The organism is Weizmannia sp. FSL W8-0676, assembly GCF_038593015.1.
Taxonomy (GTDB): domain Bacteria; phylum Bacillota; class Bacilli; order Bacillales; family Bacillaceae_C; genus Weizmannia; species Weizmannia coagulans.
In genome coordinates this window covers 1,009,981-1,036,071 of record NZ_CP151954.1, presented here as the reverse complement: position 1 = coordinate 1,036,071, position 26,091 = coordinate 1,009,981, and the positions used below count along the sequence as shown (strand labels likewise).

Sequence of the window (26,091 nt, the reverse complement as noted above, 5' to 3'; positions counted from 1 at the left end):
GACTTTGCCTTTCTACTGTAATGGCCAAAATGCATCAAAGGGGTGCATGCAAAAGATTTGCATCTTGTGAAATTTTGAGCTATACTGATTTCCAATTAAGGTCAAAGCAAATCAAAGCGCTTTGATTGTTTTTCAATCTCATTAGTCAAAGATAGTCAAAATCAAACCGATCAAAGGAGGAATGTTTGATGTTATGTGACAAATGCCATCAAAACGAAGCGACGATCGGGATGCATATAAATGTGAACGGAAACCAAAAAACATTGAATCTGTGCCAGTCCTGCTACCAAAAAGAACGTGCAAAATTCGAAAACAACTGGGGAGGCATGTTTATGAATAACGGATTTGGAAACTTCGGATTCGGAGGATTCAACGACCTCTTTAACCAAATGAATGCCAACGGGTTCCAGCCAAACGGCGTGAAACAAACCGTACAAACGCAAACACAAGGCGGCGGCAACGGACTACTTGACCAGTTTGGCCGCAACCTGACCGCTGCTGCACGGGCCGGGCAAATTGACCCTGTCATCGGCCGTGATGAAGAAATCGCCCGCGTCATTGAAATCTTAAACCGGCGCAATAAAAACAACCCGGTGTTAATCGGCGAACCGGGCGTCGGGAAAACCGCCATTGCAGAAGGGCTCGCTTTAAAAATTGCCGAAAAACAGGTTCCGGCAAAACTGCGGCATAAAGAAGTTTACTTGCTCGATGTGGCTTCGCTTGTCGCAAACACGGGAATCCGCGGCCAATTTGAAGAACGGATGAAAAAATTGATTGCCGAACTGGAACAACGGAAAAACGTGCTTCTGTTTATTGACGAAATTCACCTGCTTGTCGGCGCAGGTTCTGCAGAAGGTTCGATGGACGCAGGCAATATTTTGAAACCGGCGCTTGCCCGCGGCGAAATCCAGGTTATCGGCGCGACCACTTTGAAAGAATACCGGCAAATTGAAAAAGATGCCGCACTTGAACGGCGTTTCCAACCGGTACAGGTCAATGAACCAAGCCCCGAAGAAACCGTCATGATTTTGCGCGGCTTAAAAGACCGGTATGAAAACTACCACCACGTTTCCTATACCGATGAAGCGATTGAAGCTTGTGCGAAGTTGTCGCACCGCTACATCCAAGACCGCTTCCTGCCGGATAAGGCGATCGACCTGATGGATGAAGCCGGTTCGAAATTGAACCTGACGATTGCGGTTCCGAGCAAAGAAGATATTCAAAAACGGCTTGCTGAAATTGCGCAGGAAAAACAAGCTGCGCTTGCAACGGAAAACTATGAAAAGGCAGCCGAACTGAAAAAAGAAGAACAAAAACTGAACGAGCTGGCTGCTTCCGGACAAACCGAAGCCAAACCGGTTGTCGATGTCACGCAAATTCAGGAAATCGTCGAAAAGAAAACGGGTATTCCGGTCGGCAAACTCGAAGCGGATGAAGCGAAAAAACTGCAGCATCTGGAAGAAAACCTCGCTAAAAAAGTGATCGGCCAGGATGAAGCGGTCCGGAAAGTGGCGAAAGCAATCCGCCGTTCGCGTGCCGGCCTGAAAGCGAAAAGCCGCCCGATCGGTTCGTTCCTGTTCGTCGGCCCGACCGGCGTCGGAAAAACGGAACTGACAAAACGGCTCGCGGAAGAACTGTTCGGCACGAAAGATGCGATGATCCGGCTTGACATGAGCGAATATATGGAAAAACACAGCGTCTCGAAACTGATCGGGGCACCTGCCGGCTATGTCGGTTATGAAGATGCCGGCCAACTGACGGAAAAAGTGCGCCGCAACCCGTACAGCATTATTTTGCTCGACGAAATTGAAAAAGCGCACCCGGATGTTTTGAATATGTTTCTGCAAATTCTCGATGACGGGCGCTTAACCGATGCCCAAGGGCGGACGGTCAGCTTCAAAGATACCGTCATCATTATGACGAGCAACGCCGGCACCCAATTTAAGCATAAAACAGTCGGGTTCGCTAAAAGTGAAGCGATCAAAGAATCGAATATTCTCGATTCACTCGGCGACTTCTTCAAACCGGAGTTTCTGAACCGTTTCGACAGCATTATCGAATTTAAACCACTTGAAAAAGAACATTTGGTTAAAATTGTTGACCTGATGCTCGGCGAACTGAATGAAACGCTGAACGAACAAGCGATTACGCTTGACGTGACAGCAGAAGCGAAAGAAAAAATCGCCGAACTCGGTTATGACCCGGCATTTGGGGCCCGCCCGATCCGCCGCGTTATCCAGGAAAAAATTGAAGACCGGATTGCCGACTTTATCCTCGACCATCCGGAAAGCAAAAACTTAAAAGCGGAAGTCCGCGAAGGTGACATTGCCATCGCGGAAAAATAAAGCAAAAACCGGCATGCGGACATAGCCCATGCCGGTTTTTGCATTCCGGCAGATGGACAGCACGGGCCATCTGCCAGGTTTTTTATGTTTGTAAAAAGATCGAACGCAGTCCAAACCCGGCTGTTGTAAATCAATCAGAAGAAAGCCGGGTTTTATTACCCGGCCAAAACCAGTCCAAACAAAAAGGCGGGCGGGAAACATATTCATCCGGAATATTGATCAGGGATTCATCCGCACTCAAAGGAGAAAAACCAAGATACAAAGGTTGGAAGCAGTTCCCCTGTTTGTTAAACAAGCTGCATGGCTTTATACGTTTTTCTCGCTTCAGCCAGATTGAGCCGCTGCACTTTTTCATACAATATGAATGACATTTCCCGGATAATCACCATTTCGGATGACCGGGCGTTGTGCTGCTTTCGATAGGCTTCATACTCATTCATGAGCGAATCCAGCTGCTGGCTGCACCGGACCGTTTTCTCATGCGTCAGGCCCAGTTTTTTCCCAAGCTCCATCATTTCCTGACGTTTTTTCTGAATTCTGTAAAGATACTTGTTCTCATCTAACATGTGCGTGTCCACTTTCAAATTCTCCTTTAGTTCTCTTTTTCTATTGAATGATTGTTATCCCCCGATTATGCTTCAAAAAATGTGAGGTGTTACACATGGAAAATGGCGGACTATTCTGCCGGTTTTCCGCATGATGGCATCGTGGCAAAAGTTCTCTGCAAGCCGGAAAGGCGCAAAAGTCCTGCCCCCACCCTGCTTATTTTACCATTACTAAAGTAGTATCGCAGGTCTTGACAGAAATGTAAATACAATCGCAATATTAGACAAAATTTTCGCCAACAATTTTCACATCTCCCGAAAAAACCACCCGTTTTTCACCGCTCCATGTTTTTTTTTGGTCACGCAGTGGAAAAATAAAAGAGAAAAAGACATGAAAGAAGTGAAGCAGATGGCAAAAAATTTTCTGTTGGCCAAAGCAGCCGGATGGTTATTTCGTTCAAAAGCAAAACAGTATTTAAACGACCGGGAAAAAACCGGCGATCTGGTTAACCGCGCGGAGAAAAAAGCACTCTCCAACAAAATCACGCTTGCCAATATGTGGAGTAAAATCCGCGTCCTTTTCCAGCTTGTCAGGGCATGGGCAAAAGGCGAATACCGCACCGTTCCGTACCGGACGATTCTCATGATTGTAATCGGCCTTATTTATTTCGTATCTCCCATTGACATCATCCCTGATTTTCTTGCCGGCGCGGGCCTTGTTGACGACACCGCCGTGCTTGCTTTTCTCCTGACGCAAGTGACCCCGGATTTGGAAAAATTTTTACAATGGAAAAACAAAAGAGATAAAAGTTGAACCTTGGTCCGCGCGGGATTTCAAAACTTTGCCCCTTTTAGATCATCGTCCCTTCAAGATGGAGCAGGAATGCCTTTTGATCGATCCGGCTCCCGGCATAGCCTGTTAACGACTTGTCTTTTCCGATCACGCGGTGGCAGGGGATCAGGATCGGAACAGGGTTTTTCCGGTTCGCCTGCCCGACGGCCCGCACGGCTTTCGGGTTCCCGACAGCCTCAGCGATGTCTTTATACGAGCACGTTTCCCCATACGGAATTTTTTTCAGCGCTTCCCAAACCGCCATTTGAAAGGGAGTGCCGGAGACAGAAACCGGCACATCAAAACGGGTTCTTTTCTTTGCAAAATACGCTTCCAGTTCACTGGCTGCGCGCAAAAGCAGCGGGTGGCGGGGTTCCGGCATACCCTCTTCATCTGTTTTGCTGAAAGAAACGGCCGTAATGCCTTTTTCATCAGCCCTTACTGTTAAAGGTCCGATTGGGCTTTCCAGCCAAATAAAAGCCATTTTCATCACCTGCTTCCTGCTGCACGGGAAGAAAGATATGAAAAGTTGTGCCTTCCCGTACTTTGCTTTGGACTTGAATGAAGCCTTTATGCTCCTTTATGATTTTATAACTGATCATCAAACCAAGTCCGGTTCCTCTTTCTTTTGTCGTATAGAACGGCTCGCCCAGCTTTTCAATTTTATCGTCCGGGATGCCTTCCCCTTCATCGCGAATGCTTGTATGGACCAGCCCTCTTTCCTTTTCGTAACAAATCTTGATATCTATTTTTCCTCCGTCCGGCATGACTTCTATTGCATTTTTAATGATATTGATAAAGACCTGCTTAAGCTGGTTGCCTTCGCAATAAACATCCGGAAGCCCATCGTCAAAGCGGCAGGAAATCTGGATATTGTGCATCAGCGCTTGCGCATTCAGCAAACCAATCGTATCGCACATGATTTTCCGGATATCATGATTTTGGAACTGAATTGCCTGCGGCTTTGCCAGCACCAGAAAGTCGGTAATAATTGTTTCAATCCGCGCCAGTTCCGATGTAATCACGTTAAAATATAATGAATGCTCTTCCTCTTTCATGCTGTTTTGCAGCAGCTGGATAAAACCTTTCAAAGCTGTCATCGGATTGCGGATTTCGTGGGCAATGCCGGCCGCGAGCTCCCCGACAATATTCAGGGTATCCGATTTGCGGAGCTGCTCCTGCATCGCCCTTCTTTCGGTAATATCCCGGATGACCGTTAAATTCATATTCGATGTCAGGTTCCCTTTTGACGTGATCTCATAATATTTCGTTTCATTGGCTTTTGAAACATTAAACAAATAATCTGCCGTCCCGTTCTCTTTCAACTGAAAAAGATGGCGGAGAAAATCTTTTTGCACTTTTTCGTCATTGGTAAGCAATAAATTTTGGATTTTCTTCCCGATCGCATCTTCCCGGCTGCAGTCGAAATCGTTCGCGGCTGCAGGGTTAATATCGACAATTTTCAAATCCCAGTTCCATAAGACCATCCCGTCGATCGATCCTTCGAACACTTTCCGGAACCGTTCCTCGCTGTCCCGCAGCGTCTGTTCCATCTTGTAACGGCTGCTGACATTGCGGAAAATGGTCACATGGTAATTTTCTGCGCTGATATACCGGGATGTAAACTCGAGATGCTTCAGCTGCCCGTTCGGCATTTTAAAGAGCAGTTCTTCGCGGGCTGCCGGGATGTGGTTCAGCCTGTCGAACTCCCGGCAATTCCCGCCGTTTTCGACATAAACAAAATCGCTCAGCTTTTTCCCGATAAACTCCTCCATCGTGCACTCGAAAATTTTTAAAGCGGCTTCGTTTGCCAACAGGATCCGGCCGTTTTGATCCCAAAATACAATCGCATCCATTGCTTCCAAAAAAAGGGTCCTGTAAAGCTGTTCATGATCTCTTAACACAAGTCCCCTTTTCTTTTGGCTCATAAACCGATCTGTTCCCAAATTTGTTCTCCCCTTCTTCATAAGAAGCATGCCCCTGGATTCATCATCATTTCAGTTTTCAGCAAATGCCCAGAAAAGGTCTGCTGCATAAAGGTTTCCGGCTGCTATTTAAGAACATATTCTTTTTGAGAAGATATGTCAAATGAAATTGCAAGATGGATGATATGGTGGTAATTCGTGATCAAACGGGGGAATTCCCCCTGCCATTTCCGCAAAAAAGGATGGCGGCCGCCATCCTCATTCTTTATTTTTTTTTGCATTTTTTCTTTTTTTTCCGGCTCCTCTTTGAGCCATGATTTCATATATCTTCCCGGCATTGATGTCCCCGAATTCCAGCCCCGCTTCTTCCCGGACATTTTGTTTTCTGCGGTTCATGAACGCCCTTTCCTGCCTTTTTTTGAATTGCGGTTTGCCCCTTTCACCGCTTCTTCCCCGCGGGCAAATTCTGCGGAGAATTCTGTTTCGGCCAGATTTTCTTTCGGGGTTTTGTTATTTTTCGCGGCTGTATCAAATTCCGCTTTTCGTTTCGCCATGCCGTCCCCTCCATTTCAGGTTGCCTGCATCATTAGCATGCCCGTGCACCACCGCCCTTATGGCCGCAATATCTGTCAAAACCGGCTCAGGGTGCATGCAAATACAACTGTTTCCAAACATAATTCTTTCCCGGAGGCCGATACTATTCATAAAGGCCGCAATACGAGCGGCAGAAAGAGGAGCCAACTTTTTAAAAAAAGGAGAATGATGATGGCGAGAAACAGCAATAAATTGTTGGTACCGGGCATTGAGGCATACATGGACCAAGTAAAGTATGAAATTGCCCAGGAATTTGGCGTGCAGCTCGGATCGGATACCGTATCACGGGCAAACGGATCGGTAGGCGGAGAAATGACAAAACGACTCGTGCGAGAGGCCCAATCCCGCCTTTCCGGGCAAAACCCGGAATAAAAGAAAAACCGGCAAAGCGGGATTCGCCTGCTTTGCCGGTTTTTTTACATCTGTTGCTGCTTTTTACCCGATTTCCCACCGGAATGCGCCTCCTTGTTGCTATTTTTTTTGCGGACGGAGAAAAAATAGCCGCCCGCTGCGATCGCAAGCATCACTGCCCAGAAGATCAGTTTCCACAAAGCGGACTCCGGGAAATGTTCATCAATCAGCCCGACGCCCGGATGCGAAAGCGTAAAAACGAACAATTTTACCCCGACCCAGCCGACAATTAGAAAAGCGGCATCTTCAAGGCCCGGATATTTTTCCAGCAGGCGGACAAACCGGTTAGCAGCAAATCGAATTAGCACGAGCCCAATCACCCCACCTAAAAACATCACGATGAACTGCCCTCCGTTAATGCCCCCGATTTGAAACGAACCGGCCGGGGGCAGCGTCACAGCCATGGCCACAGCTGCAAGCATAGAATCAATGGCAAACGCAATGTCGGCGAGTTCCACTTTAAAAACGGTCATCCAGAAAGAAACCGGCTTCGATGCGGATTCGGCAAGTTTCGGACCATTTTCCCGGTGCTTTTTTACAAAATGGTGGATCATAATAAAAAACAAGTAAGCGGCCCCGACAGCCTGAATCTGCCATATGTTTGCAAGAAACGAAATGAGAAACAGGGCAGTAAACCGGAATACAAACGCGCCCAGAAGCCCGTAAAAGAGCGCTTTTTTCTGCTGGGCGTGCGGCAGGTGCTTGACCATTACCGCCATCACGACTGCATTATCTGCAGCTAAAATCCCTTCCAGTCCGACCAATACGCATAACACCCATGCATATTCAAGCAGCATTGTAAAATCCATTCCACAAAGTCCTCCTTTGCCGGCACCCGGGACCATTGCCCTTACAGATCAAAAAGCGGCATTCCGGCCCAGGCGCGTCCGGCGTGATAAGTAAAGTGCCACTTTTGACAATTTCCTGTAAAGACAAAAAGCAAGACCTTTACCTGTACAGGCAAAGGTCTTGCTGGACATCCGGACGGTGCCAACAAAGCCGATGACCGCCGAAACGGATCATGTAATGACGACTTTGTTTTAAGTGTGCCATGCACACTTAACGCTACTCCCCTTTGACAATTGTCAAAAGTATTCTGTTATTTTGATTATATGGGATACATCCATTTCCGTCAACTGTTTTCATGCAATTTTCGCGTTAAAATTTTTCGGAGCAGCCCGCCGGCCAAAAGTCCGGGGATGGTGCAAAGCATCGGGAAAAACACGGGCCCGGGCATTTTTTCCCGGACGATAACCACAGGGGAGAGCATTAATCCGATCGTCACAAAGTAAGCAGCAAACACAAAAGGCAGATAACTATACGGCTTAAGATTGCCGCAGGCCATTTTATACGCATCCCACATGGCAAAAAAGTATAGACAAGGATAAAACATCAGCCATCCGTAATCGATGATGTTTCCGGCTTCCATTGTTTTTCCGAGAAAACTGAGCATGATCGCTTCGTTAAAACGGCTGTTCACATTAATCAGAAACTCCATAAAAATAAACGCGATGCCCTTCACATAACGGCCCGCCAAAAGCTGGGCAAAACCCGGCAAGGCAATGTTCCAAACAATCGCCTCAAGCGGTGCTAATTTTTTCATGCGCATGCCCCTTTAAAACTGAAGTTGGCAAGTCGCCATATTCTCCCGTTTTCATGTGTTCTTATCATGCCCCGGAAAAATGCAAAAAACACTGTACGGCAAAGCCGCACAGTGTTTTTTTATTCCATCGGATTATACAGTTTAATGCCGGGATGCTTGTCCGTGAACCAGCGCAATGCAAAATCATTTTCAAACAAAAACAACGGTTTCCCGAAACGGTCTTTTACAAGCAGGCTGCGCGAACTCGACAGGGATTCGTCCACCGTATCCCCCTCAATCCAGCGCGGAATTTTGGAACCGATCGATTCTATCACGACATCGGAGTTATACTCATTTTTCATGCGGTGTTCAAACACTTCAAACTGCAGCTGCCCGACCGCCCCTAAAATATAGTCTTCCGTATGCCATGTGCGGTAAAGCTGGATCGCGCCTTCCTGAACGAGCTGGTTGATCCCTTTATGGAAACTTTTTTGTTTCATGACGTTTTTCGCCGACACTTTTACAAACAGTTCCGGTGTAAATTGCGGCAGCTTTTCAAATTGGACCGGCTGCTTACCGGAGTAGATCGTGTCGCCAATCTGGTATGTGCCGGTATCATACAGGCCGAGAATATCGCCGCTGACTGCTTCTTCAACCGTGCTCCTGTCATCCGCAAGAAACTGAGTTGACTGGGACAGTTTCATTTGTTTTCCGGTCCTCGCAAGCGTGACGGACATGCCGCGTTCAAATTTTCCCGAACAAATGCGGATAAACGCAATCCGGTCGCGGTGGGCAGGATTCATATTCGCCTGGATTTTGAACACAAAACCCGAAAACTGTTCGCTTAACGGATCCACCACCCCTTCTTCCGTCTTTCTTCCTTGCGGTGGCGGCGCAAATTGAAGATACGTTTCCAGAAATGTCTGCACGCCGAAATTTGTCAGGGCACTGCCGAAAAAGACCGGCGTCAGCGTGCCGTTTGCGATCCGACTCTCCGAAAATTCATTGCCCGCTTCATCGAGCAGCATGATTTCTTCCAGCGCCTGGCCATACAGCGCGTTTTCCTTGATCGGGGCATCCCCTTCCACTTCGCCCGCTTCATTTAACGCGAGAAACCGGTCCCCTTCTTCCACGCGGAACTGCTCGATGCGGCGGTGATAACGGTCATAAATGCCGAGAAATTCTTTTCCCATGCCAATCGGCCAGTTCATCGGATACGATTCAATGCCGAGGATTTCCTCCAGTTCAGCCAGCAGCTCAAGCGGCGGCCTCCCTTGGCGGTCCAGTTTATTGATAAACGTAAAAATCGGAATCCCCCGCATCCGGCACACTTTAAACAGTTTAATCGTCTGTGCCTCAATCCCTTTAGCAGCATCAATGATCATGACGGCGCTGTCGACGGCCATCAGTGTCCGGTATGTGTCTTCACTGAAATCCTGGTGGCCGGGCGTATCCAAAATATTGATCCTTTTTCCCGCATATTCAAACTGCATAACGGAAGAAGTAACGGAAATGCCCCGCTGCTTCTCGATTTCCATCCAGTCGGAAGTCGCAAATTTCCCGGTTTTTTTGCCTTTGACCGTCCCGGCGGCGCGGATGGCCCCGCCAAACAGAAGCAGCTTCTCCGTCAATGTTGTTTTCCCGGCGTCCGGGTGGGAAATAATCGCAAAAGTCCTTCTTGATAACACTTCATCTTTAAATCCTGCCATATGTCAGTTCCTTTCAATCATGTAGAGTAGGCTTGTTTTTGCATCGTTTTTTTTACATCGGCCCTCACCTTCCTAATAAACAGTGCACAAATCATCCGGCCATTGGAGACTGTACATAAGCATACAACAGTTTTTCCTTATTCTCAATGGAAGAAATCTGCCGGAAAGGCCGGGTTCTTCTTGGCTTCACAGATTGCCGGATGCTTTGAGGTGCGCATCAAAAACTGCCAGATGCCTCCTGTTCCCCGTCCGGCCCCACCCAGGGCAGAACCACGGTGAAAACAGTGCCTTCCCCGGGTTTGCTCTCTATGGAAATGTCCCCGTTATGCTCTCTTACAATCTGGTAACAAACCATTAAACCAAGCCCGTTGCCGCGCTCTTTTGTCGTATAAAAAGGCTGGCCGATTTTTTCCAATTTTTCCGGCGGGATCCCGATTCCCTCATCACGGATCGCAACGGCTGCACGTTCCCCGGCCACTGAAAGTTCAACGGTCAGCGTTCCCCCCTCTTCCATTGCCTCCAGGCCATTTTTGATTAAATTCACAAATACCTGCTTCATTTTCGAATCATCACAGCAAATAAAAATAGGCTGCGACGGAAAAACCGTTTCAATTTGGATGTTTTTTCCGTACGATTGCGTCTCCATTAAAACAAGCACTTCATCAAGCAATGTTTGCAGGCAGCAAACTTTCATATCCGATGCTTTCGGCCTGCCGAGAAAAAGCAGCTCGCTTGAAATCATTTCAATCCGTTCAATTTCATTTTGCATAATATCAAGATAATGTCCTGTATCAATTACGCCGGCCTGCATCAGCTGCAAAAATCCTTTAATCGCGGTGAGCGGATTCCGGATTTCATGCGCAATGCCCGCGGCAAGCTGCCCGACCATGGACAACTGTTCAGATGATACAAGATAATCGTATAATTCCTTGACAACCGTCATGTCTTTCGTCAGCAAATGGATATGGGGCTTTTCGCCATATTTTAGATCTTTAAAGACCACATAAGTGGACTCCACCCATTTGTAATCACCGTTTTTCGATTTCATCCTGTACATGAAAAGGCCCATTTCTTCTTCCTCTCCATTTAGAATGCCTGCCCATTTGTTGCGGTCATCGTGGTGCATCAAAGCAGAAAAAGGCCTTCCCACCCAATCGCCGGCATCAAAACCCGTTACAGTCTGCATATCAGAGGAAATGCTTTTTAAAATACCGTCCATTCCGACAACAGCAGAAAAAAGATGAAAGCGGAGCGGGAGATCCATAAATTCATAATGTATTTTTCCGACACCCATATTTTTGCACCTGCCTATCTTTCTATCAATCCGTTTTTCAAGCTTTTTTGAAATGAACTTTCATGCTCAATATATGTCTGAAGAAGACCGGGCATTCCTGTGATTATGTATATATATTTCAACTATATCAACTATATATCTTTTTCAACAAAAATATCCATTTATTTATAAAATTTTATGTCGAATCCTCACTGTTTATCAACCGTTTCGACATGTGATACAATGAACATATCAAGATAAAATGAGAAAAGGAAGCGATGCTATGCGTTTTGCAACTGTTGGAACAAGCTGGATTACCTCTGCTTTTATTGAAGCAGCAAAATTATCCGGAAAATTAACCCTTGAAGCCGTTTACTCGCGCAAAAAAGAAAGCGCTGAACAAATGGCGGAAAAACATGGCGCACCGAATATGTTTACGGATCTTGAAGAAATGGCAAAAAACGAGAACATTGATGCTGTTTATATCGCGTCGCCAAATGCGCTCCATTTTGAACAAGTGCTCGTTTTTCTGAAAAACAAAAAACACGTCATTTGCGAAAAACCGATTTTTTCAAATACGGAAGAATTTAAGGAAGCTTTTCGTGTTGCCGATCTAAATGGTGTATTTTTATTTGAGGCCATCCGGAATATCCATTATCCGAATACCGCCCTTTTAAAAGAAAAATTAAAAGATCTTGGCCAGATCAGAAGCGGAATTTTCCAATATGTGCAATACTCTTCCCGCTACGACAAATTTCTTGCCGGCGAAGAGCCGAACGTGTTCTCGCGGAACTTCTCCGGCGGGGCATTAATGGATCTTGGCGTCTACCCGCTTTCGCTTGCGGTCTGGTTATTTGGCACACCGAAAGACAGCCGGTACTTCCCGGTCCTTTTGCGGAACGGCATTGATGGGGCAGGCACCCTTGTCCTCGAATACGAAGGGTTTAACATTACCGTTATCTGCTCGAAAATTTCCCATTCTTATATTCCGAGCGAAATCCACGGCGAAAAAGGCAGCATTATCATTGAAGGCATCTCAGAATTGGAAAAGATGAAATTTGCCGATGTGCGGACAAAGAAGCCGGTCCTCTTCTCGCGGGAGCAGGAAGCGCAAAATATGATGTATGAAATCAATGATTTCGCCGATATCATCGCGCAAAATGACAGGAAAACGTATGAAACCTTGCGCCAGTCCAGTTATGAAGTCCTTTCGGTTATCGAAAAATCGCGGAAGCAAAACGGGATTATCTTTAAAACCGACAGAAACTAAAACCGGGCCGAAAAAAAAGATTCCGGATCGTACCGTGAGCTTAAGCGCAAAAACCGGGCAACAGGCCGCGCGAAATTTTGAAAACAGACGGCAGTGGCAAGAAGCGAATCTCCTTGTCCTTGCCTTTGCGTTTTTAAAACCGGAGAAAACCGGGACGGCCGGGGGGAATGCCGCCTGGTGCTATCGTTATTAAACCAGATAAAGCCGGGAAAGTTACCACCATTCGCAACTTGTTTATAATTATTATTGTTTAATATTGACTTTTAAATGATATATATTATAATAAAAGTATAGCAAGACCAAAACCGGGGAGGAATGAAAATGTATATTGAAACAGCGTTAAACGTGCAAGTTGCAAACTGGAGCGTCCTGTATACAAAACTGCACCACTACCACTGGTATGTAAAAGGCCCGCTGTTTTTCACGCTGCACGTAAAATTTGAAGAACTGTACAACGAAGCTGCTACGGTGGTCGATGATTTTGCAGAACGCATCCTTGCGATCGGCGGAAAACCGGCTGCTTCTTTCAAAGAATTCCTTGAACTTGCAACCATTGAAGAAGCAAAATCCGGCTTAACCGCTGAACAAATGGTGGAATCTCTTGTAAAAGACTACAAACAGATCGCCGTCGAACTGAAAAAATTGATCGCACTTGCCGAAGACAATCAGGATTATGGCACGGCTGACATGGCGACAACGCTCGTGGAAAACGTTGAAAAAACCATCTGGATGCTGAGCGCGCTGCTCGCTGTACCGGTTACGCAATAACCCCCCAAAACGGCCCTGTTCTTCAAGAATGGAGCCGTTTTTTTCATGCTGCAAAATGGGCGCCGCTTTTTGATCCGGCCCTTAAAATGCCGGCTTTTTCATTGTCCTGATTCAATACATCAAGCCCCGGCACCCATTGCATGATGGCGGCTTTACAGGCAAAAGAGTGATCATATTTTATGGCTCACCGCACATCCCGCGGACGCAAACGCTGGATCGCGCCCTCTTAAAAACCGGCAGCGTGACAAGGCCTGCAGTTCCGGATAAAATGGAAGCAGTACAGCGCGAAAGAAGGCTTTTCCATGCATGTTTCCATTTTGATTACAATGTTTTTAACCGGACTTATTTTAGGATTTATCGGCGCAGGCGGTGCGGGCTTTATCATTTCCCTGCTGACAATTTTATTCGGCGTTTCGATCCATACCGCGCTTGCGACTGCTTTAACAGCCATGATCTTTTCTTCATTTTCCGGGGCGGTAAGCCATTACCGAGAAGGCAATGTCTCCATTAAAGCAGGCATTACAACCGGCATCATAGGCGCTGCCGGAGCCTGGGCCGGATCCCATGTCTCCGCGCATATTGCAAGCGGCGAACTAAAATGGCTCACCGCCGGCATGCTCATGTTCTCAGCCTTTCTGCTCTGGCTCAGAATGTTTTTGCTGCAAAAGCAATCCATCCAGGCAAAAAGCATTCCGTCCGGGCCCCGTTTTGTGGCCCGCTCGCTTTTGCTCGGCATCGTAACCGGGGCGCTCTCAGGGATGTTCGGGATCGGCTCGACGCCATTTATCCAGCTTGGCTTAATGATCCTTCTCGGCTTATCTGTCCGCCAGGCTGCCGGCACAACCATGATGGTCATTATCCCGATTGCAATAGGCGGCGGACTCGCCAGCTTCCAGCAAGGGACACTGGATCTCGGGCTGCTCGTGGAAGTCGTCATCGGCACAATGTCCGGCGCATACATCGGCGCCAAATTTACAAACCGCGCCCCCGTACCGCTGCTCAAGTCTTCGATGATTGCCGTTCCAATTGTCGCAAGCTTGCTGCTGATTTTTTGAAAAAGGGGCTCCCAAAAACCGTTAAACGATTGATGGGAGCCCCTTCATTTTGAAAGGATGATCCAGTTTGGTGTTTATGATGGTGAAATTCAGCCACTATTCCCGCAAGCGTTTCATGAATTTCATCGATCATCAGCGCACGAGCCAAAATGGGACAGCCCCTTTTTCCCGCTTTAAAAACGCGAGGATTTATCCTCTCTTGAAAATCCGCTGTCCCGTCCAAAAAGTTGCTGGTTCTGGCCGAAAACGATGTCCCGGCATGAAAAAATGAGCCTTTCACTCTTCCCCCCGCTCGTTTAAACGGCTGCAGCCGGAGCCAGTTCGATTGCCGGCCCAAAAAATTCATAGCGGATATTTTCTTTGGCAACGCCAAGCTCAGTTAAAATTTGTACCGTATTTTTCAAAAATGGGACCGGACCGCAAATATAACAAACCGTTTGCGCAGTTACCACCTTTTCCAAAAATGCTTTGGAAAGATGGCCTGTGAAATCGCAGCCGCTGTTTTCATAAAGGGGATGCCCGTACCCGAAATAATAATGCCCGTTTTCAAGCTTTTCAATATGGTGTTTTGCTTCCGCTTTAAAAGCATGGAAATCTTCATTGCGGGCAGCATGAATAAAATGGATTTCGCGTTTAGAGCCGGCATCCGCTAAAGCTTCCAGCATGCTCATCAGCGGCGTCAGGCCGACCCCGCCGCTGATCAGGGCAACCGGTGCTGGTTCATCGGCAAGTGTGAAGACGCCGGCCGGTACGCTGATCTCCAGCTCGTCCCCCACTTTGACTTGATCATGTAAATACGTTGACACCTTCCCGTTCGGTTCATGATCTGCTTCCCGTTTCACCGAAATCCGGAAATACTCATGCCCCGGCCCGCATGAAAGGCTGTACTGGCGGTTAAACAGATATGTTTCGCCTGGAATTTTCACTCTTAGTGTAAGGTACTGCCCCGGAAGATAGGATGGCACCGGGCCCCCGTCCGTAGGTTTTAAATAAAATGAAGTAATAACATTGCTCTCTTTTACCTTTTTTACAACTGTAAACGGTTTAAAACCGTCCCATCCCCCTCTTTGGGTTTCAGCTTCCTGATACATTTTTTTCTCGACTTGAATGAAAACATCAGCAATGGCCCCGTATGCTTCAGCCCAAGCCTGTAAAACCTCTTCCGTGGCCACATCTCCTAATACTTCTTTAATGGCTTTTAGTAAAAATTCCCCGACAATCGGATAATGCTCCGGTTTAACGCCCAGGCCACGGTGTTTTTGTGAAATTTGTTCCACAACCGGCAAGATGGTTTCCAAATGGTCAATATAAGAAGCCGCCGCAAGTACGGCATTGGCGAGCGCTGTTTGCTGCCTTCCTCGTGATTGATTCGTTTGATTAAAAATATTCAGCAGCTCGGGATGTGCTGCAAACATGGTTTTATAAAAGTATGTAGTAATGTCCGTCCCTTGTGTTTTTAATATGGGCACAGTTGATTTTACGATCTCAATGGTTTTCCGCGATAACATGATTTCCACTCTCCAAATAGTAATATTTAAAATATATCTTTAAGATAGTGCTCCTTTGTTTTTAAAGCATTATTTTAAATACATCTTTAATAAAGTTGTCACATTTTCCGAAAAGGAAAAAATGAACCCCATTTTCGGCGGGAACAGGTATAATGGGGTTGGCAGGTGATATCAATGCGTTTAACCCATTACTCTGATTATGCTTTGCGTGAATTAATCTATCTCGCTTCATTGGAAGAAGGAAAATTAGCCAGCATCAAAGAAATCGCGGATGCCTACAACATCTCAAAAAATCATTTAATGAAAATCACATACGAGTTAAGCCAGCTCGGGCTGGTGAAAACAGTACGCGGAAGGGGAGGCGGCATATGCCTGAACAAACATCCCCGCGAAATTAATGTTGGAAAACTGATCCGCATAACAGAAGATGATTTTAAACTAGTGGAATGTATGGAAGATGGAGCCTCTGCCTGTATCATCTCCCCTGTTTGCGGATTAAAGCATGTTTTAAACGAAGCCCTCAACGCTTATCTCCGCGTGCTCGACAAATATACACTGGAAGATTTAGTAAAAGACCCCCTGTCCTACCGGCAGCTGCTTGCACACTAACAACCAGGGCCGCACTTTTGAAATGCCCGGCCCTGGTTAAACCGGAATTTTTAACGTTTCCTTCCCCACTATGCTTAAGTCCCCCCTCTCCCTCTTTATTTCTCTTTTATTCCGAAAAATGCCCATTCCAAAAAAATTTTGTCTATCGCTCCCAAAAAGTGTTAAAATGATAGATAAATTATATAAATATAAAAATTTTGGTGAAGGTGGTTTGGCGATGTTAAAGGAAGCTTTTTTAAATACTTTGTATGATGCTTACAAAAATAGAAAAGCGCTGAATAAGGACATTTTTCCGGCAGGCATTGATTTAGATGAGGCTTATCGGATGCAGCATGCTTTTACTGCAGCAAAAAAAGAAAACCATGAAACGTTAAAAGGTTATAAGATCAGCATGACAAGCCCTGAAACACAGGCATTATTCGATGCACGCGAACCATTGTACGGCGAGTTGACAGATCAACAAGTGGCAAACCATATATCCCTGAGCAAAGATACGCTTCATCCATTGATCGAATTGGAATTGGTTTTTCTTGTAAAGAAGCGGCTTACGGCAGACGCGTCTGAAGCAGAAATCATCCAAAAGACACAAGTTGCGCCGGGATTGGAAATTCCTGATTCCCGATTCAAGGACTGGTTCCCTAAAATGCCAAAAGAACAAGTTTGCGCAGACGGGGCTGTCGGCGGAAAAGTGGCTTTTGGGGAAGCCAAAGATTATACATATCGCGATATTGATGATATCCATGGCCAATTGCTCCTTAACGGTAAAGTGCTCGATGAAGGCAAATCTTCAGCTGTCATGGGGCATCCGCTTCATGCCGTAAAATGGCTGCTGAAAAAACTGGGCGAACACCAGGCAGCGCTTGAACCGGGCATGTTTGTCTCATCCGGCACATTTGTCCTGCCGAAGCCGCTGGAAGCCGGAACATACAGCGGAAAATTTGAAGGAATTGGCACGGTGAAGTTGGCGGTCACAGAATAGGAATGAAGCACCCGCACAGATAATGAACGGCAAAAAACATCTCCGGCAATGCCAACAGAAGATGTTTTTTTGCGGACATACAGGCACGTGTTTAAAATTAACCGCGTTTGCAGATTTCCCCCGGCACTTAAAATGGATGGCTTTCAAAATCGGCCGGGGTTCCCAGTCCATGCCGCACCAGACAGGCAAAATGGGTTTTCAAAAAGAGAAAGGGATCATATAACCGGCCAGTTGATCCATGGTTTTACAAAATTATATTCCTTCCGGACGGTACAATGGGCAGTGCATCCATATTAACGGCGGCATGGCAATGTCATCCTGATTGTAAAAAAAACTGCAGAAAATCTTTTCTGCAGTTTTTTAACGCTTCCAGCCAAATATTAAGGGCCTTGGCCAACAGAAAAAGCGCCAAAAGATTTGGCGCTTTTTCTGTTTAAAGGCTGAGCCGAGACCCGGAAAAAGCCGGCATGCCCTGCCATCTCCGGCAAATAAAGTAATGCAAATTCCCTACAGCCGTTTAATTGTACAGGCGCTTATTTTCTTCTTGTTTTTTCCATCAGCCACCACAATGAATGCCTTGGATTTTCTACAGCTTCTTTATACTCCGTCTTCGTCGCCACCGTTGGGTACGAACCCTTTAGAGATTTTCCGGAAGTACTGCGGAATAAGAATAGTATGACGAAAAAGCCGATAAAGCTAAAGATTGTCAGATAGAAAGCAGGCGCCAAGGCATTGCCGGTTTGGTGGACCAGCCATGTTGAGATGAGCGGGGTAGTGCCGCCAAATAATGATACAGAAACATTAAACGTCACAGCCAGTGTTCTGTACCGAATATCCGTGTAGAACATTGTTGGCAAAGTACCAGGCATCGTACCTTCATAAGTTGAAAGCAGGATACCCAAAATGAGAATGCCGAAAAAGATGAATATAATTGACTTCATATTGATGAAGTAAAATGCAGGGACAGATAATAATGTTAACCCGCCCAAGCCCATGATTAAAACCGTCTTGTTTCCAATTTTGTCGCTGAGCTTCCCAAACAATAAAGCGAGCGGGACCATAATCACCATAATCAGCGTAATCAATACCGTCCCTGCTGTACCGGATAAACCAATAACCTCATCTAAATACGATGGCAAGTAGGATAATAACATATAGTTTGTAACATTAAAGAATGCGACAGATACGAAACATACCAGAATGTCCTTTTTATGGTTTTTTAAAATCGAAAGGAAGCTTTCCTCCTGGATACCTTCCTCGGAAAGTTTATTTTCAAAAATGGGTGTTTCCTCTAAATGGGCTCTCAAGTAAAACCCAACCAGCCCTAAAGGCAAGCCAAGCAAAAATGGAATTCGCCAGCCCCATGTGACCATCTGCTGGTCAGTTAGCGTGATGAAGAGCGTACTGGCAAGGAGTGAAGCTAATATATAGCCGGCAAGCGTACCGATTTCCAGTCCGCTTCCAAGCACATTACGCTTATTGTCCGGGGAAGATTCTGCAATATAGACCATGGCGCCGGCATATTCGCCGCCAGTTGAAAAGCCCTGAACAATTCTGGCTACTAATAAGAACACCGGGGCCCATATTCCAATTTGATCATACGTAGGTAATAAACCGATTAGGAGTGTGGAAAAGGCCATCAAAATAATCGTGATGGTTAAAACGACTTTTCTTCCATATTTATCTCCGATTCTGCCGAATATAATCCCGCCTAAAGGGCGCATTAAAAAGGCAATCGCAAATGTGGCAAATGTAAAGATTAATTTCAGCTCGTCATTCTCCACAGCACTAAAAAAGTTCCGGCTGATAATGACCGCTAGATAAGAATACAAGCCAAAATCAAACCATTCCATCGCGTTTCCTACTCCCGTAGCAAACACACTTTTTTTCGTTTGTCGAATATTAACGATGTTAATTTTTTTCTTGTTAAATACCATTTTTCAAATCTACTCCTTATATGATAGTTTTCGGCATCTGTCTTCCCTTCTATAAAGATTCGTTTTTTTGATACTTGCATTGATAAAAGATTTTTTCATCTTCCGGCATTTGTTTTGGTTTTCTTTTTCAAAAACCCGCAGACGAATGCAATGGGAATCATCATTGAAATTCAAAAACCACTCGTCGATACTTCGGCATTTCTGCTAATATTTCCACAAAAACCACCGAATAGATGGCAGGCATATGAAGTGCAAGAAATTGATAAACAACTCGAAGATAGCGGGCAAGTGTGCAGTAAGCAAAGTGAAAAAGGGCTTAAAATGGACTGTGACGGACGGGAAATGGAGGCTTAAGGCGCCTCTAAAGATTTTTACGGGCAGCTGGTTTCCCCACCTATCTTCTTTATACCTTAAATAGTGAAAGCGGGTTATAATGCCGTTAAAGACGGGACACATCACGGATGAATAACCGGACAGCGCTCAACAGCTTTTTTGAACGATTTATTAATTAGTTTACCATAATTGAAAAATTAACGCAAAAAATCAGCTTACCCCCATTATTTCAACGGATCAGGCCAACAACAATGCTGTAAAATGGTCATTCAATATGTGCTTAAATACTTCTATTTTTGTCTCACAATTATAAAAAAGCTGCTTATGTTCTTCATACTTTTATCTCCCACCTGCTCTTCCCCGTCTCCATAAAGGATACAAGCGATGTAAGCGCCATCTCCACCATATCGCTAACCGCCTGGTTGGGGTAAAACGCAGTGTGCGGCGTGACGATCACATTGGGAAAAGATCTCAGAACGGCCAGCTGGCGGTGGGCCAAAATATCCGTGCGGCGGTCATAATGAAAAATTCCTTCCTCATCCTCCAGCACATCAATCCCGGCAGCGCCGGCTTTCCCCGCCTCAATCCCGGCGATGAGCGCATACGTATCCACTTCAGCACCATGGGAACAATTGATGATGCATACGCCGTCCTTTATTTTTGCAATACGATCCTGGTTAATCATATGGTATGTACTTTCAAACAAGGGTGTGTGGATGGTAATCACATCGCTTTCCTCCAGCAGTTCATCCAACGATACATATTTCAGGATGCCGCGCAATTCATCCCTTTCAACAGTATCGTGTGCAATGAGGTTGCAGCCAAAACCGGACAAATTTTTTGCAACAATGCTGCCGATTCTGCCGGCGCCAATAATCCCGATCGTTAAGTTGCGCATTTCCCTGCCCTGAATCCCTTCCACAGAAAAATCCTGTGCCTCGACACGGCTTAAGATCTGTTTTGCTTTCCGCACACACATCAAAATCAGCATCGTTGCAAAATCGGCCACGCAATAAGGCGAATACGCCACATTCGAAAAACGGATGCCATATGCTTTTGCGGCTTCCTGATCGATATGATTATATCCTGCAGTCCTCAGGCCGATATACTTCACGCCGACATCCCTTAAAGCCTTGAAAGTCCCGGAGCCGACCGGATAATTCCCAAGGATCGTCACGCTTCAGCGCCTTTTGCTTCCATTGCCGTTTCAGGGGTTAACACATCATCAATATACTTGATGTCCAAATCAAATTTTCTCGCGAATTTTTGAAATAAGGGGAACTCATCCGCCCTCATCTCATAGACAACAACTTTCCTCATATATAAAATAAACCCAAATTACGAAAGTGCAGCGATTTGATAGCTAAAATCCACACACGTGGAAGTAAATGTAAAATATGGAATCCAAATCTATAATTTCAGGTGGTTGAAGGTATACTTTCCCCCTCCCCACCTTTGCGGGCTTTTTAATTTCCAGTATTCAGTTCCTGTCTCTCAATCAATCATGCGCACACTTTGAATCATTTTCCGGAATGCCCATTTGTGGGCATATGTCTCACAAATGTTCAATGAGACCCTCCGGCTGTGAGACGTCAGCACGCCGGCCGAATAAATAAACTCTCTCCGAAACCGCCTGATGGTATAGGACTTGAACGCAGCCGGGCAATGGTCCTTTTTAAAGATCTCGAATAAATTGTACGCCAGTAATTTAATCAGACAAAAAGCAGTTTACTTTTCTTCCTTTTTTTGCTATCATTCTAAATATTTACAAGAAAGGGGAGGATACAATTGGCAAAAGCAATACCGCCATTCCGCGCCGATCATGTCGGGAGTCTGCTCAGGCCGGAAAAGTTGAAACAGGCCCGCCGCCGGCAAGAATCAGGCGAAATCACAAAAGAAGCGCTGCGTGAAATAGAAAATGAGGAAATCAAAAGGATTGTGGCAAAGCAGAAAGAAATCGGCCTGCAGTCGGTAACGGACGGGGAATTCCGCCGGGCTTACTGGCATTTTGATTTTCTCGAAAATCTTACTGGTGTGGAAGGATACGAATCCGGGGGCGGCATCCAGTTTAAAGAAAAGCAGACGAAATCGCATTCCATCCGGATCATCGGGGATCTGGATTTTTCCGACCATCCGATGATTGACGATTATAAATTTTTACATAGCATTGCCGGGGACCATTTGCCCAAAATGACCATTCCAAGCCCGAGCATGCTGCATTTCCGCGGCAAGATTGCATACGGGCGTTACCGGGCGGATGAAGATTTGTTTTTCCACGATCTCGGAAAAGCTTATAAAAAAGCGATTGCTGCTTTTTACGATGCCGGCTGCCGCTATTTGCAGCTCGATGATACAGCATGGGCATACCTTTGCTCCGATGAACAGAAAGAACAGCTGAAAGCCCGCGGGCTAAATCCGGACCATCTGGAAAAACTTTATGCACGCACCATAAATGAAGCTGTCAGCGGACGACCCGAAGATTTGACAGTTACGATGCACATTTGCCGGGGCAATTTTCGTTCGACATGGATTGCTTCCGGCGGCTATGAACCGGTCGCCGAAACGCTATTTAACGGCCTCAATATCGACGGCTTTTTCCTAGAATATGACAGCGACCGCGCCGGCGGATTCGAACCTTTACGCCATGTACAAAGGAAAGACCTGCAAATTGTGCTCGGCCTTGTCACTTCCAAATTCGGCGAGCTTGAAAATGCGGACGATGTGAAGCGCAGAATCGACGAAGCCTCCAAGTATGTCCCGCTTGAACAGCTTTGTCTCAGCCCGCAATGCGGTTTTGCCTCCACTGAAGAAGGCAATCTGCTTACTGAGGAAGAACAATGGGCAAAACTAGCGCACGTGGTAAAGATTGCCGGAGAAGTTTGGGAATAGCTGGCAAGTTGCGTTCTGTTTTCCAGCAAAAAAGGACGATGCGCCGATCGTTTTACCGCATCGTCCTTTTTTAAATTGCCGCTTTTTCAGACCCTCACTGTTTGTTTTTCGGACAAACGCGCGGCTTGCTCTTCACTTAAGCGCCAAGTATCCCGTGCAATCATCAATTCTTCGTTTGCCGGAATGACCAGTAAAGACACTTTTGAATCAGGGGTATGAATATACGGCCCGTTTTCTTCGTTTGACCTGAAATCTAATTTTGCCCCAAGATAGGCTAAATTGGAAACAACCGCTTGCCGGACGGAGGCAGAATGTTCCCCGATCCCTGCCGTGAACACAATGGCATCCACACCGCCCATCAATGCAACATAACCGCCAACACATTCTGTCACACGATTCACAAACATTTTGATTGCCAATTCCGCTTGTTCATTGTCGGCTTTTGCAGCCAGCTCCACGTCACGGAAATCATTCGAAATCCCGGAAATACCGAGCAAGCCAGACTCTTTATTGAACATATCCATCACTTCATCAATGGTCTGCCCTGTTTTTTTCATGATAAATGGAAGGATGGAAGGATCAACCGTGCCGGAACGCGTTCCCATCATCAATCCGGCCAGCGGGGTAAAGCCCATTGAAGTATTGACAGATTTTCCGCCTTGAATTGCACAAATACTGGAACCGTTTCCTAAATGGCAGGAAATGATTTTCAAGTCTTTCAATGGTTTTTCAAGAAGCAGGGCTGCTTCATTGGCAACATACTGATGATTGGTTCCATGGAAGCCGTATTTCCGGATATGATATTGATTGTATAATTTCAAAGGTACCGGATACAAATACGTTTCAGGTGCAAGCGTTTGATGGAAAGAGGTATCGAACACGGCTACGGCACAAGCTTTAGGAAGCCTTTTCATAAAAGCCCTGATTCCGAGCAACCCAGCCGGATTATGCAAAGGCGCCAATTCACATAAATTTTCAATTTTTTGAATCACTGTACGGTCGAGTACGGCAGAATCCGAAAAGTCAGAACCGCCATGTGTGATCCGATGTCCGACAGCTGAAATTTCATTTAAATCATCGACAATACGGTTTTCTAAAAGAATTTCAATCAAATAATCCGCAGCGTCACGGTGGTCGTGGATCGGCGGTTTTTCTTTTTGGCGGAAACCGTTGATTTTATATGAAACCTCAGGCGCGTCGAATCCGATTCGTTCAAACACCCCTTCAATTAAAATACTTTCATCCGGCATATTGAAAACTTTAAATTTTAATGAAGAACTGCCTGCATTAATGGCCATTATTTTTTTCATATTATATCCCTCCGAAATAACAAACTTATCATTCATGTGATTTATTTCACAAATAACTATATGCATTTCCTTATAATACAAGTATAAAGAAACCCTTTGTCACAAATTTGCCTATTCCGGCATCAAATTCTGTTGAAAATACGGAAAATGATATTTTTTTGTTGCGCTTTCATTTATAATGAGGCTAGAAACCAATGTTTGCGCTTTCCCGCCTTTTTGCATGGCAAATGATTCATTTGTATTTTTTTGTTCAGCTTTGAACAAAATTTTGCAACCGCTTAAATGATTGCTTTTTTGAAAACGGGGGTTTTGTGAAATGGCAAACAAACAACAGATCGAAAAAGTAATGGAAATGTTTTCTTCTGCGACCGGCCTCACAGCGGTTTATGTGGATATTGACGGAAAAGAAATTTCGGATGATGATCAATTCCCGCCTGTCTGCCAAATCATGCGGCAAGTTCCGCATCTCCGGAAACACTGCCAAACATGCGCGAAATGCGGCGGCTTTGAAACAATGAAAAACGGGCAGCCGTGTATTTACAGGTGCCATGCGGGCCTCGCGGATTTTGCGGTTCCGGTAAAAAGCCAGGAAAACACGCTTTATGGTTTTATCATTAGCGGGCAGGTACGCCTGGAAGATGATGAAAATCAAGTGAAAGAGTTTTTGCAGCAAAAACCGCTTGATCTGTCTTCCCGCCATGATTTTGCGGCCGCCTACAGCAAACTTCCGGTTTTTTCTTTAGAAAAGTTATCTGCTTCTGCCGAAGTGTTAAGTACTTTGTCAGCATACTATTTGCCATCCATTTTAAATGAAGAAGAAGCAAAACCGGCGAAAGAACCAGCGGCCCAAGCCAAAAAACATGCCCGGTCCAAGAAAGAAATAAAGCAAGCCCTGAAATATATCCAGAAACACATTCACCAGCCTGTCACTTTGGAAGAAGTCGCCGGCCATGTGTATTTAAGCCCGTACTATTTCAGCAAACTTTTCAAAAAGGAAACCGGCGAAACATTTGTTTCTTTTGTCAACCGCCAAAAAATGAATCTAGCGAAAGACATGCTTGCCAACGATGACTTGCCGGTTTCTTATATTGCGCACAGCCTGGGCTTTCGGGAGATCAGTTATTTCAGCAAAGTGTTCAAAAGGTATTACCAAACCACCCCGACCAGCTACAGGGCGATGTCCCGTAAGAAAGGATGACAATAAGCATGAAGGAGCCCCCCTTTTTTCAGGCAGGATTTCTATTCTTTTTTTAAAAAAACTGATTGACAACACAACCCGTTCCTTATATACTAAATATTGTCCGACAGAGATGAATACGATTCCGTAGCTCAGCTGGGAGAGCGCCACCTTGACAGGGTGGAGGTCGCTGGTTCGAGACCAGTCGGAATCATCCTGCTAGCGTCAATCCGTACGTATCAACGGTTTGGCGCTTTTTTCATGACCGCTGACATAGTCGGTGACTTGTCCGAATGGTTACGGTTGCCGTCACCCGGTATGTTACACGCTTCATTTAGGAGGCGTGTTTTTGATGCGTAAAAATAACCGCAAAACAGATGATCGCAAGATGGCAACAAACCTCGATAACCTGTTCGAAATTTTCTACACGATTAAAACTGCGGAAGGCCGCGCGCCTGGCACGTTAAAACAATACCGCGAGAATTACCAATATTTTGCTGTTTTTTTGGACAAACGCGGTATTCCTCGTAACATTACCGATATCACCCGTAATACCATACGCGACTATATCCGTTACATGCAAACGGAAGTCATTAAATACGAAGGCCACCGGTTCAAGACGGAAGCACAACAAACAGCAGGGCTTTCGCCTAGCTCGATAAACACACGGTTGAAAACGCTTCGAGTGTTCTCCCGCTGCCTTGTCAGCGAAGGTTTACTCGACACCAACCCGACCCACGGCGTTACTAACGTACCGGAGCCGCAGGAAAAAATCACAATCTTAACACCGGAAGAAATGAAGCGTTTGACGTTCCGAATAAAAGGAGATTCACAGACTTCCGCGACTATGTACTGGGTCTGTCCCAATTGCAAAATCTGTGCACCCGGCTGCTGCAGCGGCTGCGGAACCGCTGGATGATCCTCCGGGAATACGATCTTTCAGAACAGGATTGGCCGGAGTGCCTTAGTGAACATTTTCTCCCTTTCAAAACGGCTTTTTTCATTTTGTTATTCATTTTGTAAAATGGATTGTATTTCGT

At 45.8% G+C, this 26,091-nt stretch carries 24 protein-coding genes, 1 tRNA gene, 3 pseudogenes and 1 riboswitch; of the genes and pseudogenes, 13 read left to right on the top strand and 15 right to left on the bottom strand.

Annotated elements, in window-relative coordinates; all coding sequences use genetic code 11:
- Window positions 1-188: 188 nt before the first annotated feature.
- A complete protein-coding gene (locus tag NST20_RS04930; RefSeq protein ID WP_017552482.1) occupies window positions 189-2,345 on the top strand; it encodes an ATP-dependent Clp protease ATP-binding subunit in 2,157 nt (718 codons plus the stop codon).
- A gap of 287 nt (window positions 2,346-2,632) precedes the next feature.
- On the opposite strand, the gene NST20_RS04925 is transcribed toward NST20_RS04930, so the two are convergent.
- Complete coding sequence (locus NST20_RS04925) at window positions 2,633-2,923, bottom strand: aspartyl-phosphate phosphatase Spo0E family protein (RefSeq protein WP_342400193.1); 291 nt, start codon at window positions 2,921-2,923, stop codon at window positions 2,633-2,635.
- A gap of 358 nt (window positions 2,924-3,281) precedes the next feature.
- On the opposite strand from NST20_RS04925, the gene NST20_RS04920 reads away from it, so the two are divergent.
- Window positions 3,282-3,704: a YkvA family protein gene (locus NST20_RS04920; RefSeq protein ID WP_026104704.1), complete on the top strand. Its 423-nt coding sequence runs from the start codon at window positions 3,282-3,284 to the stop codon at window positions 3,702-3,704.
- A 37-nt stretch (window positions 3,705-3,741) separates the two neighbouring features.
- Here the strand turns inward: NST20_RS04920 and NST20_RS04915 are convergent, their stop codons facing one another.
- The 3 genes from NST20_RS04915 to NST20_RS04905 form a co-directional block, all read right to left on the bottom strand.
- A complete protein-coding gene (locus NST20_RS04915; RefSeq protein WP_342400192.1) occupies window positions 3,742-4,212 on the bottom strand; it encodes a methylated-DNA--[protein]-cysteine S-methyltransferase in 471 nt (156 codons plus the stop codon).
- Window positions 4,154-5,668, bottom strand: a complete 1,515-nt coding sequence (locus NST20_RS04910; RefSeq protein ID WP_342400191.1) for a PAS domain S-box protein — start codon at window positions 5,666-5,668, stop codon at window positions 4,154-4,156. The genes NST20_RS04915 and NST20_RS04910 overlap by 59 nt, the downstream gene beginning before the upstream one ends.
- A gap of 371 nt (window positions 5,669-6,039) precedes the next feature.
- Window positions 6,040-6,201: a hypothetical protein gene (locus NST20_RS04905; RefSeq protein WP_342400190.1), complete on the bottom strand. Its 162-nt coding sequence runs from the start codon at window positions 6,199-6,201 to the stop codon at window positions 6,040-6,042.
- A gap of 211 nt (window positions 6,202-6,412) precedes the next feature.
- Here NST20_RS04905 and NST20_RS04900 point away from each other — a divergent pair, with 211 nt between their 5' ends.
- Window positions 6,413-6,613, top strand: coding sequence for an alpha/beta-type small acid-soluble spore protein (locus NST20_RS04900; RefSeq protein WP_017552476.1), 201 nt, complete (start codon window positions 6,413-6,415; stop codon window positions 6,611-6,613).
- A gap of 44 nt (window positions 6,614-6,657) precedes the next feature.
- On the opposite strand, the gene NST20_RS04895 is transcribed toward NST20_RS04900, so the two are convergent.
- The 4 genes from NST20_RS04895 to NST20_RS04880 form a co-directional block, all read right to left on the bottom strand.
- Window positions 6,658-7,461, bottom strand: a complete 804-nt coding sequence (locus tag NST20_RS04895) for a TerC family protein (protein ID WP_342400189.1) — start codon at window positions 7,459-7,461, stop codon at window positions 6,658-6,660.
- 132 nt (window positions 7,462-7,593) lie between these two features.
- Window positions 7,594-7,738: riboswitch (yybP-ykoY riboswitch) on the bottom strand.
- A gap of 46 nt (window positions 7,739-7,784) precedes the next feature.
- Entirely contained in the window at window positions 7,785-8,255 is a 471-nt protein-coding gene (locus NST20_RS04890; RefSeq protein WP_118498788.1) for a hypothetical protein, read from the bottom strand.
- Window positions 8,256-8,374: 119 nt separating this feature from the next.
- A complete protein-coding gene (locus NST20_RS04885) occupies window positions 8,375-9,943 on the bottom strand; it encodes a peptide chain release factor 3 (protein ID WP_342400188.1) in 1,569 nt (522 codons plus the stop codon).
- A gap of 217 nt (window positions 9,944-10,160) precedes the next feature.
- On the bottom strand, window positions 10,161-11,237 hold the full coding sequence (locus tag NST20_RS04880) for an ATP-binding protein (RefSeq protein WP_342400187.1): 1,077 nt from the start codon (window positions 11,235-11,237) through the stop codon (window positions 10,161-10,163).
- A gap of 262 nt (window positions 11,238-11,499) precedes the next feature.
- Here NST20_RS04880 and NST20_RS04875 point away from each other — a divergent pair, with 262 nt between their 5' ends.
- The 3 genes from NST20_RS04875 (at window position 11,500) to NST20_RS04865 (ending at window position 14,309) form a co-directional block, all read left to right on the top strand.
- Entirely contained in the window at window positions 11,500-12,486 is a 987-nt protein-coding gene (locus NST20_RS04875) for a Gfo/Idh/MocA family oxidoreductase (protein ID WP_342400186.1), read from the top strand.
- 321 nt (window positions 12,487-12,807) lie between these two features.
- On the top strand, window positions 12,808-13,254 hold the full coding sequence (locus NST20_RS04870; RefSeq protein WP_013858877.1) for a DNA starvation/stationary phase protection protein: 447 nt from the start codon (window positions 12,808-12,810) through the stop codon (window positions 13,252-13,254).
- A gap of 302 nt (window positions 13,255-13,556) precedes the next feature.
- Window positions 13,557-14,309 (top strand): sulfite exporter TauE/SafE family protein, encoded by a 753-nt coding sequence (locus NST20_RS04865; RefSeq protein WP_013858876.1) that lies wholly within the window; start codon window positions 13,557-13,559, stop codon window positions 14,307-14,309.
- Window positions 14,310-14,605: 296 nt separating this feature from the next.
- Here the strand turns inward: NST20_RS04865 and hmpA are convergent, their stop codons facing one another.
- The gene (gene hmpA, locus NST20_RS04860; RefSeq protein ID WP_237349111.1) at window positions 14,606-15,817 is read right to left on the bottom strand and encodes an NO-inducible flavohemoprotein; all 1,212 of its coding nucleotides are present in this window, start codon (window positions 15,815-15,817) and stop codon (window positions 14,606-14,608) included.
- A 174-nt stretch (window positions 15,818-15,991) separates the two neighbouring features.
- Between hmpA and NST20_RS04855 the strand changes: the two genes are divergently transcribed.
- Window positions 15,992-16,426, top strand: a complete 435-nt coding sequence (locus NST20_RS04855) for an Rrf2 family transcriptional regulator (protein WP_019721881.1) — start codon at window positions 15,992-15,994, stop codon at window positions 16,424-16,426.
- 217 nt (window positions 16,427-16,643) lie between these two features.
- A complete protein-coding gene (locus NST20_RS04850; RefSeq protein WP_342400185.1) occupies window positions 16,644-17,405 on the top strand; it encodes a fumarylacetoacetate hydrolase in 762 nt (253 codons plus the stop codon).
- 533 nt (window positions 17,406-17,938) lie between these two features.
- On the opposite strand, the gene NST20_RS04845 is transcribed toward NST20_RS04850, so the two are convergent.
- Window positions 17,939-19,342 carry an MFS transporter gene (locus tag NST20_RS04845; RefSeq protein WP_328196943.1) on the bottom strand — a complete coding sequence of 468 codons (1,404 nt, stop codon included), beginning with the start codon at window positions 19,340-19,342 and terminating at the stop codon, window positions 17,939-17,941.
- A 150-nt stretch (window positions 19,343-19,492) separates the two neighbouring features.
- Here NST20_RS04845 and NST20_RS04840 point away from each other — a divergent pair, with 150 nt between their 5' ends.
- On the top strand, window positions 19,493-19,696 hold the full coding sequence (locus tag NST20_RS04840; protein ID WP_342400184.1) for a hypothetical protein: 204 nt from the start codon (window positions 19,493-19,495) through the stop codon (window positions 19,694-19,696).
- A 310-nt stretch (window positions 19,697-20,006) separates the two neighbouring features.
- Here NST20_RS04840 and NST20_RS04835 read toward each other — a convergent pair whose 3' ends face one another.
- From NST20_RS04835 to NST20_RS04825, 3 genes and pseudogenes are all read right to left on the bottom strand, one after another.
- Window positions 20,007-20,852 (bottom strand): NAD(P)-dependent oxidoreductase, encoded by an 846-nt coding sequence (locus NST20_RS04835; RefSeq protein ID WP_342400183.1) that lies wholly within the window; start codon window positions 20,850-20,852, stop codon window positions 20,007-20,009.
- Window positions 20,849-20,995 (bottom strand): hypothetical protein, encoded by a 147-nt coding sequence (locus tag NST20_RS04830; protein WP_340702466.1) that lies wholly within the window; start codon window positions 20,993-20,995, stop codon window positions 20,849-20,851. The genes NST20_RS04835 and NST20_RS04830 overlap by 4 nt, the downstream gene beginning before the upstream one ends.
- Before the next feature lie 174 nt (window positions 20,996-21,169).
- Window positions 21,170-21,391 (bottom strand): annotated as a pseudogene (locus NST20_RS04825) (IS1380 family transposase); the annotation flags it as partial.
- Window positions 21,392-21,463: 72 nt separating this feature from the next.
- Between NST20_RS04825 and NST20_RS04820 the strand changes: the two are divergent.
- The gene (locus tag NST20_RS04820) at window positions 21,464-22,564 is read left to right on the top strand and encodes a 5-methyltetrahydropteroyltriglutamate--homocysteine S-methyltransferase (protein ID WP_342400182.1); all 1,101 of its coding nucleotides are present in this window, start codon (window positions 21,464-21,466) and stop codon (window positions 22,562-22,564) included.
- 86 nt (window positions 22,565-22,650) lie between these two features.
- Here NST20_RS04820 and NST20_RS04815 read toward each other — a convergent pair whose 3' ends face one another.
- Window positions 22,651-23,874, bottom strand: coding sequence for an acetate kinase (locus NST20_RS04815; RefSeq protein ID WP_342400181.1), 1,224 nt, complete (start codon window positions 23,872-23,874; stop codon window positions 22,651-22,653).
- 316 nt (window positions 23,875-24,190) lie between these two features.
- Here NST20_RS04815 and NST20_RS04810 point away from each other — a divergent pair, with 316 nt between their 5' ends.
- The 3 genes and pseudogenes from NST20_RS04810 to NST20_RS04800 all read left to right on the top strand — a co-directional run.
- Window positions 24,191-25,072 (top strand): PocR ligand-binding domain-containing protein, encoded by an 882-nt coding sequence (locus NST20_RS04810; protein ID WP_342400180.1) that lies wholly within the window; start codon window positions 24,191-24,193, stop codon window positions 25,070-25,072.
- A gap of 120 nt (window positions 25,073-25,192) precedes the next feature.
- A tRNA-Val gene (locus NST20_RS04805) sits at window positions 25,193-25,265 on the top strand.
- A gap of 138 nt (window positions 25,266-25,403) precedes the next feature.
- A pseudogene (locus tag NST20_RS04800) lies at window positions 25,404-25,772 on the top strand (phage integrase SAM-like domain-containing protein); the annotation flags it as partial.
- Window positions 25,773-25,883: 111 nt separating this feature from the next.
- On the opposite strand, the pseudogene NST20_RS04795 reads toward NST20_RS04800, so the two are convergent.
- Window positions 25,884-26,033, bottom strand: a pseudogene (locus tag NST20_RS04795) (amidase family protein); the annotation flags it as partial.
- Between the last annotated feature and the right edge of the window lie 58 nt (window positions 26,034-26,091).